At 60.6% G+C, this 17132-nt stretch carries 17 protein-coding genes; 6 read left to right on the forward strand and 11 right to left on the reverse strand.

Translation table 11 applies throughout. The features are described 5' to 3' along the window. Window positions 1-53: 53 nt before the first annotated feature. From ACM6G4_RS08695 to ACM6G4_RS08710, 4 genes are all read right to left on the reverse strand, one after another. On the reverse strand, window positions 54-971 hold the full coding sequence (locus ACM6G4_RS08695; RefSeq protein WP_414913491.1) for an SdiA-regulated domain-containing protein: 918 nt from the start codon (window positions 969-971) through the stop codon (window positions 54-56). Window positions 972-1078: 107 nt separating this feature from the next. Continuing rightward, window positions 1079-2005 carry an SdiA-regulated domain-containing protein gene (locus ACM6G4_RS08700; protein WP_414913492.1) on the reverse strand — a complete coding sequence of 309 codons (927 nt, stop codon included), beginning with the start codon at window positions 2003-2005 and terminating at the stop codon, window positions 1079-1081. 170 nt (window positions 2006-2175) lie between these two features. Continuing rightward, window positions 2176-2841: a fumarylacetoacetate hydrolase family protein gene (locus ACM6G4_RS08705; protein WP_056726437.1), complete on the reverse strand. Its 666-nt coding sequence runs from the start codon at window positions 2839-2841 to the stop codon at window positions 2176-2178. A gap of 38 nt (window positions 2842-2879) precedes the next feature. After that, window positions 2880-4274: an FAD-binding oxidoreductase gene (locus ACM6G4_RS08710; protein ID WP_033052123.1), complete on the reverse strand. Its 1395-nt coding sequence runs from the start codon at window positions 4272-4274 to the stop codon at window positions 2880-2882. A gap of 205 nt (window positions 4275-4479) precedes the next feature. Here ACM6G4_RS08710 and serA point away from each other — a divergent pair, with 205 nt between their 5' ends. Next, entirely contained in the window at window positions 4480-5709 is a 1230-nt protein-coding gene (gene serA, locus ACM6G4_RS08715; RefSeq protein WP_007976393.1) for a phosphoglycerate dehydrogenase, read from the forward strand. A 62-nt stretch (window positions 5710-5771) separates the two neighbouring features. Here the strand turns inward: serA and ACM6G4_RS08720 are convergent, their stop codons facing one another. Beyond that, window positions 5772-6197, reverse strand: coding sequence for a DUF4399 domain-containing protein (locus tag ACM6G4_RS08720; RefSeq protein ID WP_414913493.1), 426 nt, complete (start codon window positions 6195-6197; stop codon window positions 5772-5774). A 135-nt stretch (window positions 6198-6332) separates the two neighbouring features. Between ACM6G4_RS08720 and ACM6G4_RS08725 the strand changes: the two genes are divergently transcribed. Beyond that, on the forward strand, window positions 6333-6917 hold the full coding sequence (locus ACM6G4_RS08725; RefSeq protein WP_414913494.1) for a transporter substrate-binding domain-containing protein: 585 nt from the start codon (window positions 6333-6335) through the stop codon (window positions 6915-6917). Window positions 6918-7058: 141 nt separating this feature from the next. Here the strand turns inward: ACM6G4_RS08725 and ACM6G4_RS08730 are convergent, their stop codons facing one another. Further along, complete coding sequence (locus tag ACM6G4_RS08730) at window positions 7059-7544, reverse strand: DUF523 domain-containing protein (protein WP_414913495.1); 486 nt, start codon at window positions 7542-7544, stop codon at window positions 7059-7061. A 2-nt stretch (window positions 7545-7546) separates the two neighbouring features. After that, window positions 7547-8179, reverse strand: a complete 633-nt coding sequence (locus tag ACM6G4_RS08735) for a 2OG-Fe(II) oxygenase (RefSeq protein ID WP_056726433.1) — start codon at window positions 8177-8179, stop codon at window positions 7547-7549. A 108-nt stretch (window positions 8180-8287) separates the two neighbouring features. Between ACM6G4_RS08735 and ACM6G4_RS08740 the strand changes: the two genes are divergently transcribed. Then, entirely contained in the window at window positions 8288-9040 is a 753-nt protein-coding gene (locus ACM6G4_RS08740; RefSeq protein ID WP_056726432.1) for a DUF2059 domain-containing protein, read from the forward strand. Window positions 9041-9116: 76 nt separating this feature from the next. On the opposite strand, the gene ACM6G4_RS08745 is transcribed toward ACM6G4_RS08740, so the two are convergent. Continuing rightward, window positions 9117-10064 carry an alpha/beta hydrolase gene (locus ACM6G4_RS08745; protein WP_414913496.1) on the reverse strand — a complete coding sequence of 316 codons (948 nt, stop codon included), beginning with the start codon at window positions 10062-10064 and terminating at the stop codon, window positions 9117-9119. A 96-nt stretch (window positions 10065-10160) separates the two neighbouring features. On the opposite strand from ACM6G4_RS08745, the gene ACM6G4_RS08750 reads away from it, so the two are divergent. After that, window positions 10161-10742 (forward strand): DUF6436 domain-containing protein, encoded by a 582-nt coding sequence (locus tag ACM6G4_RS08750; protein ID WP_409078178.1) that lies wholly within the window; start codon window positions 10161-10163, stop codon window positions 10740-10742. Between the two features lie 103 nt (window positions 10743-10845). Next, window positions 10846-13245, forward strand: a complete 2400-nt coding sequence (locus ACM6G4_RS08755; RefSeq protein ID WP_414913497.1) for a penicillin acylase family protein — start codon at window positions 10846-10848, stop codon at window positions 13243-13245. 145 nt (window positions 13246-13390) lie between these two features. Here ACM6G4_RS08755 and ACM6G4_RS08760 read toward each other — a convergent pair whose 3' ends face one another. After that, window positions 13391-14356 carry a GlxA family transcriptional regulator gene (locus tag ACM6G4_RS08760; protein WP_414913498.1) on the reverse strand — a complete coding sequence of 322 codons (966 nt, stop codon included), beginning with the start codon at window positions 14354-14356 and terminating at the stop codon, window positions 13391-13393. Between the two features lie 271 nt (window positions 14357-14627). Here ACM6G4_RS08760 and ACM6G4_RS08765 point away from each other — a divergent pair, with 271 nt between their 5' ends. Then, window positions 14628-15269, forward strand: a complete 642-nt coding sequence (locus tag ACM6G4_RS08765) for an HD domain-containing protein (protein WP_414913499.1) — start codon at window positions 14628-14630, stop codon at window positions 15267-15269. A gap of 63 nt (window positions 15270-15332) precedes the next feature. Here ACM6G4_RS08765 and ACM6G4_RS08770 read toward each other — a convergent pair whose 3' ends face one another. Together ACM6G4_RS08770 and ACM6G4_RS08775 are read right to left on the reverse strand one after the other, a co-directional pair. Beyond that, window positions 15333-16223, reverse strand: a complete 891-nt coding sequence (locus ACM6G4_RS08770; protein WP_414913500.1) for an ABC transporter permease subunit — start codon at window positions 16221-16223, stop codon at window positions 15333-15335. Then, window positions 16220-17101: an ABC transporter permease subunit gene (locus tag ACM6G4_RS08775; RefSeq protein WP_172435394.1), complete on the reverse strand. Its 882-nt coding sequence runs from the start codon at window positions 17099-17101 to the stop codon at window positions 16220-16222. The genes ACM6G4_RS08770 and ACM6G4_RS08775 overlap by 4 nt, the downstream gene beginning before the upstream one ends. Window positions 17102-17132: the final 31 nt, after the last annotated feature.

A 17132-nucleotide genomic window follows, 5' to 3' on the forward strand; every position in this document is an offset into this window, starting at 1 on the left:
GACAGATTGCCTTCGCGAGCAAGCCCGCTCCCACATTTGTTTTGTGGTGCTGGTTAGAGTTGCGTGGGTTTCTTGAACACGTAGAACAGGTTCGGCTCACTCACCAGGTACAACGCACCGTCGTCGTCCACGGCGAGCCCCTCCGCTTGCGGCACGGTTTTTTGCAGGCCATGGCGCCCCTTGCTCAATGACATTGTGCTCAGCGGACGCCCGCCCACATCCAGCTCCAGAATCAATCGCGACTCATCCGACAGCGCCAGCAAATGCCCGCTGCGCTCGTCGTATTGCAGGCTCGACAGATCCCGCACGAACATCCCGGCATCACGCTTGGGGTCGTTGATCACGTGCACCGAGTAGGATTCTTCAGGATTGAAGCGCGGAAAACCGTGCACCTCGTAGATCAGCATCGGGTTGCGCTCCTTGGCGACGAACAGGCGCTTGCCCACAGAGTCGTAGGCCAGGCCCTCGAAGCCCTTGTTGCCGCCCATGTGTACGCCAATGGTCATCTGCTCGGCGTCTGCCGCATCGACGAAGGTGGTGTCCTGCTCCAGACGAATCTTGATCAGCCGCTGCTGGCTTTCATCAGTGACCACGTAGATGTCTTCGCTGATGAACTCCACCGCCTCCGGATCACCGAAACCGACCAGCGCCACACGACGCAAGATCCTGCCGTCGAGGGACAACTCGACCAGCTCGCTCCGTTTGTTGGTGACGGTGAACAGGCTTTTGCGCACGGGATCGTAGGTCAGCGCCGAAACGTTGTCGGCCAGGCCATCGATCACCTGCGCTTCGGTCACGACCTGGTACTGGTCCAGCCCCATGGACCGGGAACTCACCGGCTGCCACAGCGCATGCAGATTGAACCAGGTGCGCTCGAACAGGCGCATGTACTGGGCGATCGCTATCAACGCGATCAGCAAGACCACCAACAGAATCAGAATCAGGGATTTGGGACGGGCAAATCGACGCATTCGGGTGGGCTCGGGTCAAAACAGGCGGATGAAATATCACGCCCGTCTGAACTGAAGCTTAATGGCCGTGAGCCTTTTACGTATACGCAATCAGCGCAGGAGAGGCACTACCTCTGTTTTTCGAAGCGATAAAACAGGTTCGGTTCACTCACCATGTACAGCGTGCCCGCTTCATCCATGGTTACGCCTTCGGCACGGGGAATGGTATTTTTCAGACCGTTGAAGCCACGCAGCAGGGTAATGAAACTGACCTGCTCACCCTTCTTGTCCAGCTCCAGCAGCAGGTGCGAGTCAGCGGACAACACCAGCATGTGGCCGGTCCGTGGATCGACGGCCAGGGCAGACAGGTTGCGCATATCCAGTGCATGGCTGGCCAGCTTCAGCTTGTCGCCGGTCAGGACCTTGCCGTCACCTTTCCAGGCAAACAATGCCGGCGGGCGCTCTTCGCCCAGCAACAGTTGCTGATTGCTCGGGTCCCAGGTGACAGCCTCGAACGCCTTGTTCTGGTCTTTGGAAGGCCCGAGGTCGTATTTCGGGAAGTCGGCCATATTCAATTCACGGGTATCGGCATCGACCTTGACGATAGCGATCAGATGCTCTCGCTCATCGACAATGGCCAGCCGGCCGTCGCCCAGCACGGTGATGCCCTCAGGGTTGCTCCAGCCGACCAACGGCATTTGGCGCAGCACATCGCCCTGCAAGTTCAATTCGACCAGGAACGGGTTCTTGCCCATGACCGAAAACAGGGTCTTGGTCTGAGGGTCGTAGGCCACGTCCGATGCTTCATCCTTCTCCATGCCCGGCAACGGCTTGGCATCGATCACCGCCCGATAGCCCGGAAGCCAGATACTCGCCTGACGCTCGGCCGGACTCTTGAATTGCTCTTTCACCCAGAGCACGCCACGAGAATCCCAGTGCATGGCAAATGCGACGCCGTAGGCAACAACCGCCACCAGCAGCAGCCAGGTGTGCCAGCGCAGGGCGAAGCGCGAACGGCGAACAGGTTCAAGCGTGGAAAGAGGAGGAGTGGCCATCGGGGAATGCGTTCCAGAAATTCAGGCTAGGGGTAATAGCACAGTTTGGGGCCGGCTCAGAGGCCAATAGCCCTGAAATTATCCAGACTGGATGTGAAAAAAACGGGAAATGCCAGGGTGAGCCTTTTGAAGACCACGGAAAAACCAATGTGGGTTTGGCGGCGCCTGGACTAGCGAACGCTGCTGGTGAAACTGCTGGCGCCGGGCAATTCCAGAACGATCTCGTCACCGACGTTCAGCGGACCAACGCCCACTGGCGTGCCGGTGAGGATCACGTCACCAGCCTGCAGCGAGAAGCAGCCGGCCATGTGCTGGATCATCGGCACGATCGGGTTGAGCATCGCGCTGCTGTTGCCGTCCTGGCGCACTTCACCGTTGATGGTCAGGCGGATGCCGATATCGGTCAGGTCGGCAAAGGTGCTGCCGGACACGAACGGAGCAAGCACTGCCGCGCCGTCGAAGGACTTGGCGATTTCCCAGGGCAAACCCTTGGATTTCAGCTCGGCCTGCTTGTCGCGCAGGGTCAGGTCCAGGGCCGGAGCGAAACCGGAGATGGCGTCGAGCACTTCTTCACGGCTCGGCTTGGTCGACAACGGCTTGCCGATCAAGACCGCGATTTCCGCCTCGTAATGCACCGAACCGCGCTCGGTCGGAATGCTGAAACCGCCTTCCAGCGGTACCACGCAACTGCCCGGCTTGATGAACAGCAGCGGCTCGGTCGGCACCGGATTGTCCAGTTCCTTGGCGTGTTCGGCGTAGTTACGGCCGATGCACACCACTTTCCCCAACGGGAAGTGAATGCGCGTACCGTCGACATACTGGTGCTGATAGCTCATTACCGACTCCTGCTTCGTTGGCTCTTAAAGTTCGAAAATCAAACAGCGAAAATCTTGCCCGGGTTCATGATGCCGTTCGGGTCGAACACCGCCTTGACCGCCTTCATGTATTCGATCTCGACAGGCGAGCGGCTGTAGGTCAGGTAGTCACGCTTGGTCATGCCCACGCCGTGCTCGGCGGAGATCGAACCGTTGTACTTCTCGACGGTTTCGAACACCCACTTGTTGACGGTCGCGCACTTGGCGAAGAACTCATCCTTGCTCAGGTTATCCGGCTTGAGGATGTTCAAGTGCAGGTTGCCGTCGCCGATGTGGCCGAACCAGACGATTTCGAAATCCGGGTAGTGTTCGCCGACGATGGCATCGATTTCCTTCAGGAATGCCGGGACTTTCGATACGGTGACCGAGATGTCGTTTTTGTACGGTGTCCAGTGGGAAATGGTTTCGGAGATGTATTCGCGCAGCTTCCACAGGTTCTGCAGCTGGGTTTCGCTCTGGCTCATCACACCGTCCAGTACCCAGCCCTGCTCGACGCAGTGCTCGAAGGTTTCCAGGGCGTGGTTGGCCACTTCCTCGGTGGTCGCTTCGAATTCCAGCAGCGCGTAGAACGGGCAATCGGATTCGAACGGCGCCGGCACATCGCCACGAGCCATGACTTTGGCCAGGGCTTTGTCGGAGAAGAATTCGAAGGCGGTCAGGTCAAGCTTGCTCTGGAAGGCGTGCAGCACCGGCATGATCGAATCGAAATCGGCGGTACCGAGGACCATTGCAGTGAGGTTTTTCGGTGCGCGGTCCAGGCGCATGGTCGCTTCGACCACGAACCCGAGGGTACCTTCGGCACCAATGAACAGCTGGCGCATGTCGTAGCCGGTGGCGTTCTTGATCAGGTCGCGGTTCAGTTCCAGAACGTCACCCTTGCCGGTGACCACTTTCATGCCGGCGACCCAGTTACGGGTCATGCCGTAGCGAATCACCTTGATCCCGCCGGCATTGGTGCCGATATTGCCGCCAATCTGGCTCGAACCCGCCGAAGCGAAGTCCACCGGGTAGTACAGGCCTTTCTCTTCGGCGACGTTCTGCAGGTGCTCGGTGACCACGCCCGGCTGGCAAACGGCCGTGCGGTCAGTGAGGTTCACGTCGAGGATCTGGTTCATGTAGTCGAAGGACACCACGACCTCACCATTGGCCGCCACCGCTGCTGCGGAAAGACCGGTACGACCGCCGGACGGCACCAGCGCCACCTTGTGTTTGTTCGCCCACAGGACAATAGCCTGGACCTGCTCGGTGGTCTTGGGGAACACGATGGCGGTCGGGGCCGGGGCGAAATGCTTGGTCCAATCCTTTCCGTAAGCATTCAGGGAGTCGGCATCGGTCAGCACCTTGCCAGGCTCAACCAGGGTCTTCAGCTCTTCAATCAGGGCAGGATTGGTCATCGACAGAACTCTCGAACAATTCATGGTCATCCTGAGAACGCTTCACGTCGCAGGAATGAGTGTTTAGCGGGGTGCATATGCTAGCATAACGACCCCGCAGGATAGTGCCCAAGGGCTGTTCTGCGGTGACGGCTTTCCTGCCGTCCGGGTCAGCATCTGCTGGCTACTTCCTGCCATTTTTTCTCCGGGACACAGGTTTACGCAGATGAGCAAGACTTCTCTCGATAAGAGCAAGATCAAGTTCCTTCTTCTCGAAGGCGTCCACCAATCGGCTGTCGACGTCCTCAAGGCGGCGGGCTACACCAGCATCGAGTACCTCACTGGTTCTCTGCCGGAAGCCCAGCTCAAGGAAAAGATCGCTGATGCTCACTTCATCGGCATTCGCTCCCGCACTCAACTGACCGAAGAGATCTTCGATCACGCGAAGAAGCTCGTGGCTGTAGGGTGTTTCTGCATCGGCACCAACCAGGTCGACCTGGACGCGGCCCGCGAACGCGGCATCGCGGTGTTCAACGCACCGTACTCCAACACCCGTTCCGTAGCGGAGCTGGTGCTGGCCGAAGCGATCCTGCTGCTGCGCGGCATCCCTGAGAAGAACGCTTCCTGCCACCGTGGCGGCTGGATCAAGAGCGCGGCCAATTCCTTCGAGATCCGTGGCAAGAAGCTGGGCATCGTCGGCTACGGCTCGATCGGCACTCAACTGTCGGTCCTGGCGGAAGGCTTGGGCATGCAGGTGTACTTCTACGACACCATCACCAAGCTGCCATTGGGTAACGCCACTCAGGTAGGCAACCTGCACGAGCTGCTGGCGATGTCCGACATCGTTTCGCTGCACGTTCCGGAAACCGCCGCCACCCAGTGGATGATGGGCGAGAAGGAAATCCGCGCCATCAAGAAAGGCGGCATCCTGATCAATGCCGCCCGCGGCACCGTGGTCGAACTGGACCACCTGGCGGCAGCCATCAAGGACAAACACCTGATCGGCGCGGCCATCGACGTATTCCCGGTGGAGCCACGCTCCAACGACGAAGAGTTCGAAAGCCCGCTGCGTGGCCTGGACAACGTGATCCTGACCCCGCACATCGGCGGTTCCACCGCTGAAGCCCAGGCCAACATCGGTCTGGAAGTGGCGGAAAAACTGGTCAAGTACAGCGACAACGGTACTTCGGTATCGTCCGTGAACTTCCCGGAAGTGGCCCTGCCGGCTCACCCTGGCAAGCACCGCCTGCTGCACATCCACGAAAACATCCCGGGCGTGCTCAGCGAGATCAACAAGGTCTTCGCCGAAAACGGCATCAACATCTCCGGTCAGTTCCTGCAGACCAACGAGAAAGTCGGTTACGTGGTAATCGACGTCGACGCCGAGTACTCGGATCTGGCGCAAGAGAAGCTGCAACACGTCAAAGGCACCATCCGTAGTCGCGTGTTGTTCTGATCACGACCTGAGCGACAAAAAAAGGGAGCCTTCGGGCTCCCTTTTTCATTCACGCCACAACGTTACTTGACGTTGACGGTGATCTTCTCGGAAACGATCGGCGGATCGAACGGCATGTGGTTGCTATCGCCCAGTTCCAACTGCAAGGTGTGCTTGCCCGGCGTGAGCGTTACTTCAGCCTGGGTCTGCGCGTTGCCGAAATGCATGTGGTTGGTATCCTTGGGAATCGGCGCACCGGCGGCGGGCATCTCGTCGACATCGATCAGCAAGTGGTGGTGACCGGTGTTCTTGGTGGTATCGCCCGCCGGTGCCAAGGCAACGTTCTCGACCGCGAACTTGACCACGACCGTCTGGGGAACCGTCGCGCCATCCTTGGGAGACACGATGGACACTTCGGCGCCTTTCGGAGCCGGCGTTGCAGCACTGGCCAGCACCGAAACACCCATCAACAGGCCAGCCAAAGCAGCACGTGACATAAAGGTTTTCATTCTCTTCTCCAGTTTTTCCGTAAAATCCGCGTGACCATGACAACTTCATGGCCATTCGTTGTCGAAGGCACTCGACAACCATAGCAAAGCGAGCCTGAATCAGAGGGTCGCGATAATAAATTCAAAGGAGTGACCATGCGCTTTCTGCCTGGCCTGATCTGCCTGCTACCCCTTCTGAGCCCTTTGGCTCATGCCGAACTGATTGATGACGTCAACGACCGGGGCGAATTGCGCATTGCCGTTGAAGCCAACACTCCCCCATTCAACTTCAAGGATGACGACAAGCTCACCGGCTTCGAAGTCGAGCTGGGCCAACTGCTGGCAAGTGAACTCGATGTCCGGGCCGACTTTGTCGTCACCGACGGCAGCGATCTGCTGACCGGCGTCGAAAGCGGCAAATACGACATCGCTATCAACCACATAGCAGTGACCCCGGATCTCAAGGATCGTTTCGACTTCAGCGAGCCTTACATTCAAACCCATGCGCAACTGATCGCGCAGAAAGAAGAGCCGCGCTCCATTTTACTGGTGCAATCGCTGACGCAAGAGACGCCCAAAACCAACCCGGCCGTGAGCCTGGCGATTCCGTTCCAGAAGGGTAATCCGGCGTTCCATGCCAGCCTGGAAAACGCCTTGCAGCGGATCAAGGATGACGGACGACTGCAAGCGCTGGAGCAGAAGTGGTTGGGGGCGGATGCGGGTGTGGTGCCGAAGCCTTGAGCCCACCTTGAAGCCCAAGTGAATGCAAAACCTGTGGGAGCGGGCTTGCTCGCGAAGGCGGTGCGTCAGTCAGCATCTCTTTCGACTGACATTCTCCCTTCGCGAGCAAGCCCGCCCCCACATTTGGTTTTGTGTCGGCTGTCAGTTCAGCGTTGCCAACGCCTGCGCCGCTTGCGGCAACTCCAGCTCACTGAACACCTGCACCCCGTGGCGTTTGAGCAGTGCCGCCGTCACGCCCTCGCCACTGACCTTCACACCGCTGAACGTCCCGTCATAGGTCAGCAGATTGCCGCAGGACGGGCTGTTGGCCTTGAGGACGGCGATGCGGATGCCATGCTTTTGTACCAGCTCCAGTGCCTGATACGCCCCCGACAGAAACTGCGAACTGACGTCCTCACCCTCGGTGGTGATCACCAACGCCTGGCCATCGAGGACTTGCACGCCCTGCCCGCCTGGAATTTCCGCTGCCGCCCGAGGTGTTGGCAATCCACCGGCCACCTCGGGGCACAACGGCACGACCCGCCCCTCATCAAGCCACTGCTGAAGCTGATCGAACGGCCCGCTGGCCCCGCCGTCGTAACGGACGCGGTGGCCCAACAGGCAGCGGCTGACGAGAATTTTCTGCATGATCAGAACGGCTCGTTGCCGCGCCGGCGGAACCAGCCGGTCAGCGACAGGCGATCCCGGGTCGCGGGCAGGACTTCATGAGGCACCTCTCCGGAGAGAAACACCACCAGGCAGCCGCCTACAGGTTGCACGTCGTGGACGCGATCATTGTCGAGGTACATGCGCAACTGGCCGCCGAGTTCGGGAAGCCAGGCGTCATTGAGGTAAACCACCGCCGAAACCATACGCCGGTCGTCATCGCGAAAGCGGTCGACGTGCTTCAGGTAGAACGCACCGGGCGGGTACATCGCAAAATGGCTTTCGAAATCCTCCAGGCCGAGAAACAGACCGCGATTGATCGCCTCGCGCAGGCTGTTCATCAAACTCAGGTAGCTGTCGCACGCCTCGGCCTGGCCGGGGTCGATCCACTGGATATGGTCGCCACGAATCCCTTCGCGGATCTCCGAAAACGGTCCACGGCCGACGGCGGCCGGAGCCAGTTCACCCTCGGCAGCACGTTTGCGACACTCGGCCGCCAGCGCCCGGGTCAGATCCAGAGGCAGGAAAATATTCTGCTGCGACCAGCCGTGCTCGGCCAGGTCGTCGACGATTCGTAGCAGCAGCGGGTGATCAGAGGATATTTGCATGGCGCGCATAGTATTCCTGTGCCCGGAAATCCGACAGAGCCGCGCAGCGGGTTGATACGAATTCTCGACAAGCAGGAGTGCCGCACGGAGAATAGTCGCCTGCTGACAGGAGTCCCTATGCGCCGTTTGCTTTTATCACTGCTGATGTTCTGCGTTATGCCCGCCTGGGCAGACGGCCATGACCTGTTGTACAAGGTCGCCGGCTGGCCGGAACAACGCGCGCATTTCAGCGACGCCCTCTCGGCCGCTCAGCAACGCTACCAGGGCAGCCTGCCTCCAGCGGTATTTCAGGCACTGGTCAGTAACAGCAATCAGCGTTTTTCCGCCCAGGCCATGGACCAGCGCGCCGAAGCGCAATTGCGCAAGAACCTCGCCAACCCCAAACCCGCGCTGACGTTTTTCCAGTCACCCCTGGGCAAGAAAGTCGTCGCCGCCGAGCTGCTGGCGACCCGTCGCGACCAACTGGCGAAAAACGCCAAGGGCCTGCCGAAGATGCAGGCCAGTGACAGCCGCATGCTGATCATCGGCCACCTGGCACAAGCCCTGCCCGCACGCGAGGCCGGCGCGGAAGTCAGCCTGGCGATTGCTGGCGTCGCCGCCGACAGCTTGAGTTCGATGATCCCCGGGTTGCTCGGTGCCGGTCAGGCCCAAGGCATGCTCAACGGCCAACGCCAGCGCCTGATGGACCAGATCGGCAGCGACCTGAACAACACGCTGCTGTATGTCTATCGCGACCTGTCGGACAACGAACTGGAAGAGTTCGCGACCTTTGCTGAATCTTCGGAAGGCCAGGCTTATTATCAAGCCGCATTGGCAGCAATCCGGGCAGGGTTGGCGGTGGGGCAGAGTAATTCGAACCTGACCCAGTAAAAAAGATCGCAGCCTTCGGCAGCTCCTACAAACGTTCGGTAGGAGCTGCCGAAGGCTGCGATCTTTCGATCTTGACTCATCGATATTGCCGGCTCATCCGCCTGGTCAAGAAGCCGAAATACTCCTCTCGCATCACCAGCGTCTCATTCGCCAGATGATGCCGCGCCTCGGGAAGCATCAGCACCTGCGGCCGATCAAACTTGCCCCGCAACACTTCCAGGTTGTGTTCCCAATCCACCGTCATGTCGGCCTGCCCCTGCACGATCAGCGGCCGGCGGGCACTCACGGGAGCGGCCTCGATGCGCTTGATCCAGCGCGCCAATGCGCCCACCCAGGCCGTCGGCAGACGCAGCGGCTGCAACGGATCGGCTTGCAGGAACGGCAGAAAGGCCGGGTCGCTGGAGTTCTCGCTGAAACGTCGGGCGATGGCTTTGACGAAAGGCTTGAGCAGGTAATAACTCAGCTGCGACCAACCCCACGCCCGCGGCCGCACCAGCGGCGACAGCAGAATCACCTGCCCCTGGGCCGGGCTGCTCGTCCCCGCATTCAACACATGATCGATCACGATCGCCCCGCCGGTGCTCTGCCCGCACAGGTGCCACGGCTGCGGCAGGTCGAGAGACTGCGCCTCACTGAACAGACCTTGCAGCGTGTCCTGGTACTCGGCGAAATCCTTGATGCTCGCCCGTTCGCCACTGGACAAGCCATGCCCCGGCAAGTCGCAGGCAATCACCGCAAAGCCCTGGTCCAGCGCCCATTCGATCACATGCCGGTAGAGCCCGGTGTGGTCGTAGAAACCGTGGATGACAAACAACGTCGCCTTTGCCCGCTCGGGCCACCAGAACTGGCTGACCAGCTCATAACCGTCGACCTCGAATCGCCCAAGGCCACTGCGCACCTGACGCGAGGCAAAATCCAGCCCGTAGAATCGCTGGTAAGCCAGCGCCTGCGCCGACAACGGCTGCCCGGCCGCCAATGGCAGCAGGCTTGCACGTAGAAAATCAGGGTCGAAAGTAGCCGGCATGGACGATTCCAGAACGTGAAACGGACTTTATAGGCCTGCGATATTCATCTGTCGCGGCAAGCATGGCAAGCTAGCCGACCTTCGAGGATTGAACCGATGCGCTCGCCCCTTCGCGCCACCCTGTTTGCCAGCCTGCTCGCCGTGGTGTGTGCCGGCGCATTGTGGGCGGCCTACGACTGGTTCCAGGGGCGTTACCTGCGGGCGTTCAGCGAGCACACCGCGATGTTTTCCGGCGATCCGCTGCGCCTTCCCGAATCCCTCGCCGGCCCTGGCGCCATCCGCCTGGTGCACTTCTGGGACCCGGCCTGCCCGTGCAATGTCGGCAACCAACAACACCTGACCGAACTGGTCGAGCGCTACATTCCCCATGGCGTGGAATTCTATGCCGTGCAAAAACCCGGTAGCCACGGCCAATTGCCGGGCACCTTGAGCAGCCTGAAAACCATCGACGTCCTGCCCGGTTCCGAACAGATCCCCGCCAGCCCGGCCGTGGCGATCTGGGATCGCAGCGGCAAACTGGCGTATTTCGGCCCCTACAGCGAAGGCCTGACCTGCAATTCGAGCAACAGCTTTATCGAACCGATCCTGCAAGCGCTGGATGAGGGACGTGCGGTGAGCGCCACGCACACACTGGCGGTGGGGTGTTACTGCCCGTGGCTTGTCGAGCCAAGCAAATAGGGAAAGACGCAGTAATACGAATCCCTCCTACGGGCGATGCGCCAAATCGGCGCAACGTGTTACACAGTGGCGCCAGGAATCACAATAACAACAAGGAGTCTCCATGAAACGCAGCCTGACCGCTCTCGCTCTGTTGATCGTCATGCTGGCCGCCGGGGCCGGTTGGTACCTCTACAGCAAGCAGCCGTCACGCCAGGGCATGGTGGAACTGCAACACCTGCAAGGCTCCGTCACCGTGCGCTACGACGAGCGCGGCGTCCCGCACATCCGCGCCGACAACGAAACCGACCTGTACCGTGCCCTCGGCTATGTGCATGCCCAGGACCGCCTGTTCCAGATGGAAGTCCTGCGTCGCCTGGCCCGTGGCGAACTGGCCGAAGTGCTGGGGCCGAAACTGCTCGATACCGACAAACTGATGCGCAGCCTGCGCATTCGCGAACGTGCCGAAACCTACTTGGCGAATCTCGACAAGCAGTCGCCCTCCTTCATCGCCATGCAAGCCTATCTGGACGGCATCAACCAGTATCAGGACAGCCACGCCAAACCCGTGGAGTTCGATGTGCTGGGCATTCCAAAACGCCCGTTCACGGCCCAGGACACCATCAGCATCGCCGGCTACATGGCCTACAGTTTTGCCGCGGCATTTCGTACCGAACCCTTGCTGACATTCGTTCGCGATCAACTGGGGCCTGAATACCTGAACATCTTCGATCTCGACTGGCAGCCAAAGGGCGTGCTCAACGGGACCGGCACCCCCTTGGCCAGCGCCGACTGGAAAGACCTCAACGCCCTCGCCCGCCTGAGCGAGCAAGCCCTGGCTGACAACGGCCTGCCACAGTTCGAGGGCAGCAACGCCTGGGTCGTCGCGGGCAGCCGGACCCAAAGCGGCAAGCCGTTGCTGGCGGGTGATCCGCATATCCGTTTTTCCGCGCCGTCGGTGTGGTACGAAGCACAGCTCTCGGCGCCGGGCTTTGAACTCTACGGCCACTATCAGGCCCTGATGCCGTTTGCCTCCCTGGGAATGAACAGCGACTTCGGCTGGAGCATCACCATGTTCCAGAACGACGACCTCGACCTGATCGCCGAGAAGGTCAACCCGGACAACCCTAATCAGGTCTGGTATCGCGGCAAATGGGTGGACATGACGACCAGCGAGCAGCAGATCGCGGTCAAGGGCCAGGCGCCAGTCACCCTGGTGTTGCGCCAGTCGCCCCACGGCCCGATCGTCAACGATGCCTTGGGCAGCGGCGCCGGAAAAACGCCGATTGCCATGTGGTGGGCGTTTCTCGAAAGCCAGAACCCGATCCTGGAGGGCTTCTACCAGCTCAATCGCGCCGACACCCTGGCCAAGGCCCGCAATGCCTCGGCAAAAATCCAGGCCCCGGGCCTGAACGTTGTCTGGGCCAATGCCAAGGGTGACATCGGCTGGTGGGCGGCGGCGCAATTGCCTAAACGCCCGACGGGTGTACGCCCGTGGTTCATCCTCGACGGCAGCACCGCCGAGGCGGACAAGGACGGCTTTTACCCGTTCACGGCCAACCCCCAGGAAGAAAACCCGGCCCGGGGCTACATCGTCTCGGCCAACTTCCAGCCAGTGTCGCCGACCGGCATGGAGATTCCCGGCTACTACAACCTTGCCGATCGCGGCCAGCAACTCAATCGCCAGCTCAGTGACAAAGCGGTCAAATGGGACCTGGAAAACAGCCAGAAGCTGCAACTGGGCACCACCACCGCCTACGGCCCGCGCCTGTTGGCACCACTGTTGCCAGTATTGCGCGAAGTGGTGAGCGATCCCGCCGAGCTCAAACTGGTGGAGCAACTGGCCCAGTGGCAAGGCGATTACCCCCTCGACTCGACCAGCGCCACGCTGTTCAACCAACTCCTGTTCAACCTGGCTGACGCGACGATGCGCGATGAACTGGGTAACGACTTCTTCGAAACGCTGCTCTCGACCCGGGTGATCGACGCCGCGCTCCCCCGCCTGGCCGCCAGCGCCGATTCACCGTGGTGGGACAACCGCAGCACCCTCGGCAAGGAAACCCGTGCCGATACGGTGAAGGCCGCCTGGCAAGCCAGCCTCGCGCACCTCAAGAGCACACTCGGCGCCGACGCCTCGCAATGGCAGTGGGGCAACGCGCACACGTTGACCCATGGCCATCCGCTGGGGCAGCAAAAGCCGCTGGACCTGTTCTTCAATGTCGGCCCCTTCGCCGCACCGGGCAGCCATGAAGTGCCGAACAACCTCTCGGCGAAAATTGGCCCGGCACCCTGGCCCGTCACCTATGGCCCCTCGACCCGACGCCTGATCGACTTCGCCGACCCGACCCACAGCCTGACCGTCAACCCGGTCGGCCAGAGCGGCGTACTGTTCGACAGTCACTATGATGATCAGGCCGAGGCCTACATCGAGGGGATGTACTTCCAGGCGCATCTCAATGATGAAGAAGTCACGGCCAACACGCGCAGTACGTTGAAGCTGTTGCCGGCGCGGGCTGTGCCATAGATTTTTGCTGGCTGGACTGGCCTCATCGCGAGCAAGCTCGCTCCCACAGGGATCTGTGTCGAACACAAATTGTGTGAACACCAGAGAACCCTGTGGGAGCGGGCTTGCCCGCGAAGGGTCCCTCACAGGCAATAAAAATGTCAGCTCAAACCATCGCCGCAAAATTCAACCTGAACTGCTGCGGCGTCACCCCCAATCGGCGATTGAACACACTGCGCATGTGCTGGGCATCGCGAAATCCGCATTGATATGCCACGGTCTTGAGCGGCGCGCGGGTACTTTCCAGCAGCGTCCTCGCCGCATCCACTCGCGCACGCTCGACGAACTCGGCCGGGGTGATTTTCGCTTCCCTGGCAAACACCCGGGAGAAGTTCCGCGCGCTCATGTTGGCGGCATTGGCCAGGTCGGCGATCGTCAGGTCGCCCGTCAGGTTGGCCAGCACGTAATGCTGCACCATCGCCACCGCTGAATCCGTTTCGGCGTGCGGCGTGAGGAACGGACTGAATTGCGACTGCCCGCCCGAACGCTGGGTAAACACCACCAGCCGCTTGGCGACATTCAGCGCCACTTCCGGCCCGTGATCCCGACCCAACAGATACAGCGACAGATCGATACCCGCGGTGACCCCGGCCGAGGTGAACAGCTCGCCGTCCTCGACATACAGTCGATCCGCCTCCACCCGGGACGTGGGACACAACACCGCCAGATCCGATGCGTCCTGCCAGTGCGTGGTGACCGTGCGCCCCTCCAGCAATCCGGCCCGGGCGAGCATGAACGCGCCATTGCAGATCGAGCCAAAGCGCTTGGCCCGGGCACAGGCATCGCGCAACCAACCATCGAATGCCATACCGAAACTCATGAACGGCAACTGCGGCCCGCCGGCCACCAGCAACAGGTCGTATGGCTCCAGCGCCTCGCTGAAATGCCGATGGGCATTGAGTGCCAAACCGTTGGAGCACGCCATCATCCCGCGCTCGACGCCGATCACCTCCAGACGATAGTGATCCTGCGGGGCAAGGAAGCGATTGGCCTCGGAAAACACATCCATGGGACCGGTGACATCCAGTGACTGGACGCCGGCGAACACCACGATGGCTACGGTTTTCTGCATGGTTCAAGTTCATCCTCAACGTTGAAAAAAGATCGCAGCCTTCGGCAGCTCCTACAGGTGAGCGCAATGCCATGTAGGAGCTGTCGAAGGCTGCGATCTTTTCTAGCTGCTCACCAGCAACCCTAGCCAATCCACACATAACAAGCGAGGTTGGCGCGATATGCACGCTCATTGGCCGGGATCGCAGCCATGGATCGATTGTCCGGCTTCGGGGGCCGGAACAGACTGAAACCCTCAGCGCCGCCAAGGCGTTCACGACGAGGAAAACTCCATGAGCAGCACCATCGCCGGCATCCAGATCCCCGACAGTGCACTGGCCAGGGCCACCACCGAATACATTCGCGACATCGAATCCGACCTGCTTTACCACCACTCGCGCCGGGTCTTCCTGTTCGGCGCACTGAGCGGTGAGCGCAAGCGACTGGCCTACAACCCGGAGTTGCTGTACGTCGGCGCGATGTTCCATGACCTGGGCCTGGTACAAGGTTATCGCAGCGACAACGAGCGCTTCGAAGTCGATGGTGCCAACGCCGCAGCGGCGTTCCTCAAGCCCTACGGGTTAAGCGATGACGACATCGAACAGGTCTGGCTATCGATTGCCCTGCACACCACGCCGGGCGTGCCCCGGCATTTGCGGCCCACCGTGGCGCTGGTCACGGCTGGCGTCGAGATGGACGTGCTGGGCATGGACTACGCAGCGTTTTCCAGCTCGCAGCGCGAAGCGGTGGTGCATGCGCATCCACGGGGCGAGGGGTTCAAGGAGTGCATCATCTGCGCGTTTGCCGACGGCTTGCGCCATCGTCCGCAGACCACGTTCGGCAATGTGAAGACCGATGTGCTGGTGGATCAGGAGCCGGGGTTCAAGCCGATGAACTTCGTCGAGGTCATCCGCAAATCTCCTTGGATTTCCTGACCGCCAAAGAACCTGTGAGAGGTCCGGGTAGACCACAGAACTGTGGCCTACCCGATTTCAGGCTCAAGCCGCTTCCGGTGCCTGTGCGCGACGCACGTCCGGTTGCTTCCACGAGTCGGCTGCCGCTTCTTCGATCGCCTGCTGGATCGCACGACGACGGCTTTCTTCGGCACGACGGCTGAAGAACCAGACCATGAAAGTCACAATGGACACCGCCAGCAGGATCAGGCTGGCCACGGCGTTGATCTCGGGTTTGACCCCAAGACGGACCGCCGAGAACACTTCCATCGGCAGGGTCGTGGAACCCGGGCCCGACACGAAGCTCGCCAGCACCAGGTCATCGAGGGACAACGCGAACGACATCATGCCGCCCGCCGCCAACGATGGCGCGATCATCGGGATGGTGATCAGGAAGAACACCTTCCACGGCCGAGCACCGAGGTCCATGGCTGCCTCTTCGATGGACAGGTCAAGCTCGCGCAAGCGCGCCGAAACCACCACCGCCACATAGGCCGCACAGAACGTGGTGTGGGCGATCCAGATGGTGACGATGCCGCGTTCCTGCGGCCAGCCGATCATCTGCGCCATGGCCACGAACAGCAGCAACAGCGACAGACCGGTGATCACCTCAGGCATCACCAGCGGCGCGGTGACCAGGCCACCGAACAGGGTACGGCCCTTGAAGCGCGTAATGCGCGTCAGGACGAACGCCGCCAGTGTGCCCAATGCCACCGCCGCCACCGCCGTGTAGCAGGCAATTTCCAGCGAACGCACCACCGAACCCATCAGTTGGCTGTTGTCGAGCAGGCCGACGTACCACTTGATCGACCAGCCGCCCCACACCGTTACCAGTTTCGAGGCGTTGAACGAGTAGATCACCAGAATCAGCATCGGCAGGTAGATGAACAACAGACCCAGTACCAGCATCAGGCTGGAGAAACGGAAGCGCTTCATTCTTTACCCTCCATTTCCTTGGCCTGACTGCGGTTGAACAGGATAATCGGCACAATCAGGATCGCCAGCATCACTACCGCCAGGGCAGACGCCACCGGCCAGTCACGGTTGTTGAAGAACTCTTGCCAGAGCACTTTACCGATCATCAGGGTTTCCGGACCGCCGAGCAGTTCCGGGATCACGAACTCGCCCACCACCGGAATGAACACCAGCATGCAGCCGGCGATGATGCCGTTTTTCGACAGCGGCACGGTGATTTTCCAGAAGCTGTTGAAGGTGCTCGAACCCAGGTCCGACGCAGCTTCCAGCAGGCTCTGGTCGTGCTTCACCAGGTTGGCGTACAGCGGCAGGATCATGAACGGCAGGTAGGAATAAACCACGCCGATGTAGACCGCCAGGTTGGTGTTGAGGATCTGCAGCGGCTCGTCGATCCAGCCCATGCTCATCAGGAACCCATTGAGCAGGCCGTTGTTGCTGAGGATGCCCATCCACGCGTAAACGCGGATCAGGATCGCAGTCCAGGTCGGCATCATGATCAACAGCACCAGCACCGTCTGCACTTCCTTGCGGGCAACGGAGATGCCGTAGGCCATCGGGTAGCCGATCACCAGGCAGAGGATGGTGCTGAACAGCGCCATCTTCAGCGAGCCGAGATATGCGGCGATGTACAGCTCGTCACCGGCCAGCATCGCGTAGTTGCCCAGGTTAAGCAGCAACTGCAGCTTCTGCTCGGCGTAGCTGTAGATTTCGGTGTAGGGCGGAATGGCCACGTCCGCTTCTGCGAAGCTGATCTTCAGTACGATGAAGAACGGCAGCATGAAGAACAGGAACAGCCAGATGAAGGGAACCCCGATGACCATTTGACGGCCACCGGGAATTATTCGATTGAGTCGACGCTTGAGTTTGCGC

The sequence above is a fragment of the Pseudomonas sp. IT-P258 genome (assembly GCF_949767825.1).
Taxonomy (GTDB): Bacteria; Pseudomonadota; Gammaproteobacteria; order Pseudomonadales; family Pseudomonadaceae; genus Aquipseudomonas; species Aquipseudomonas monachiensis.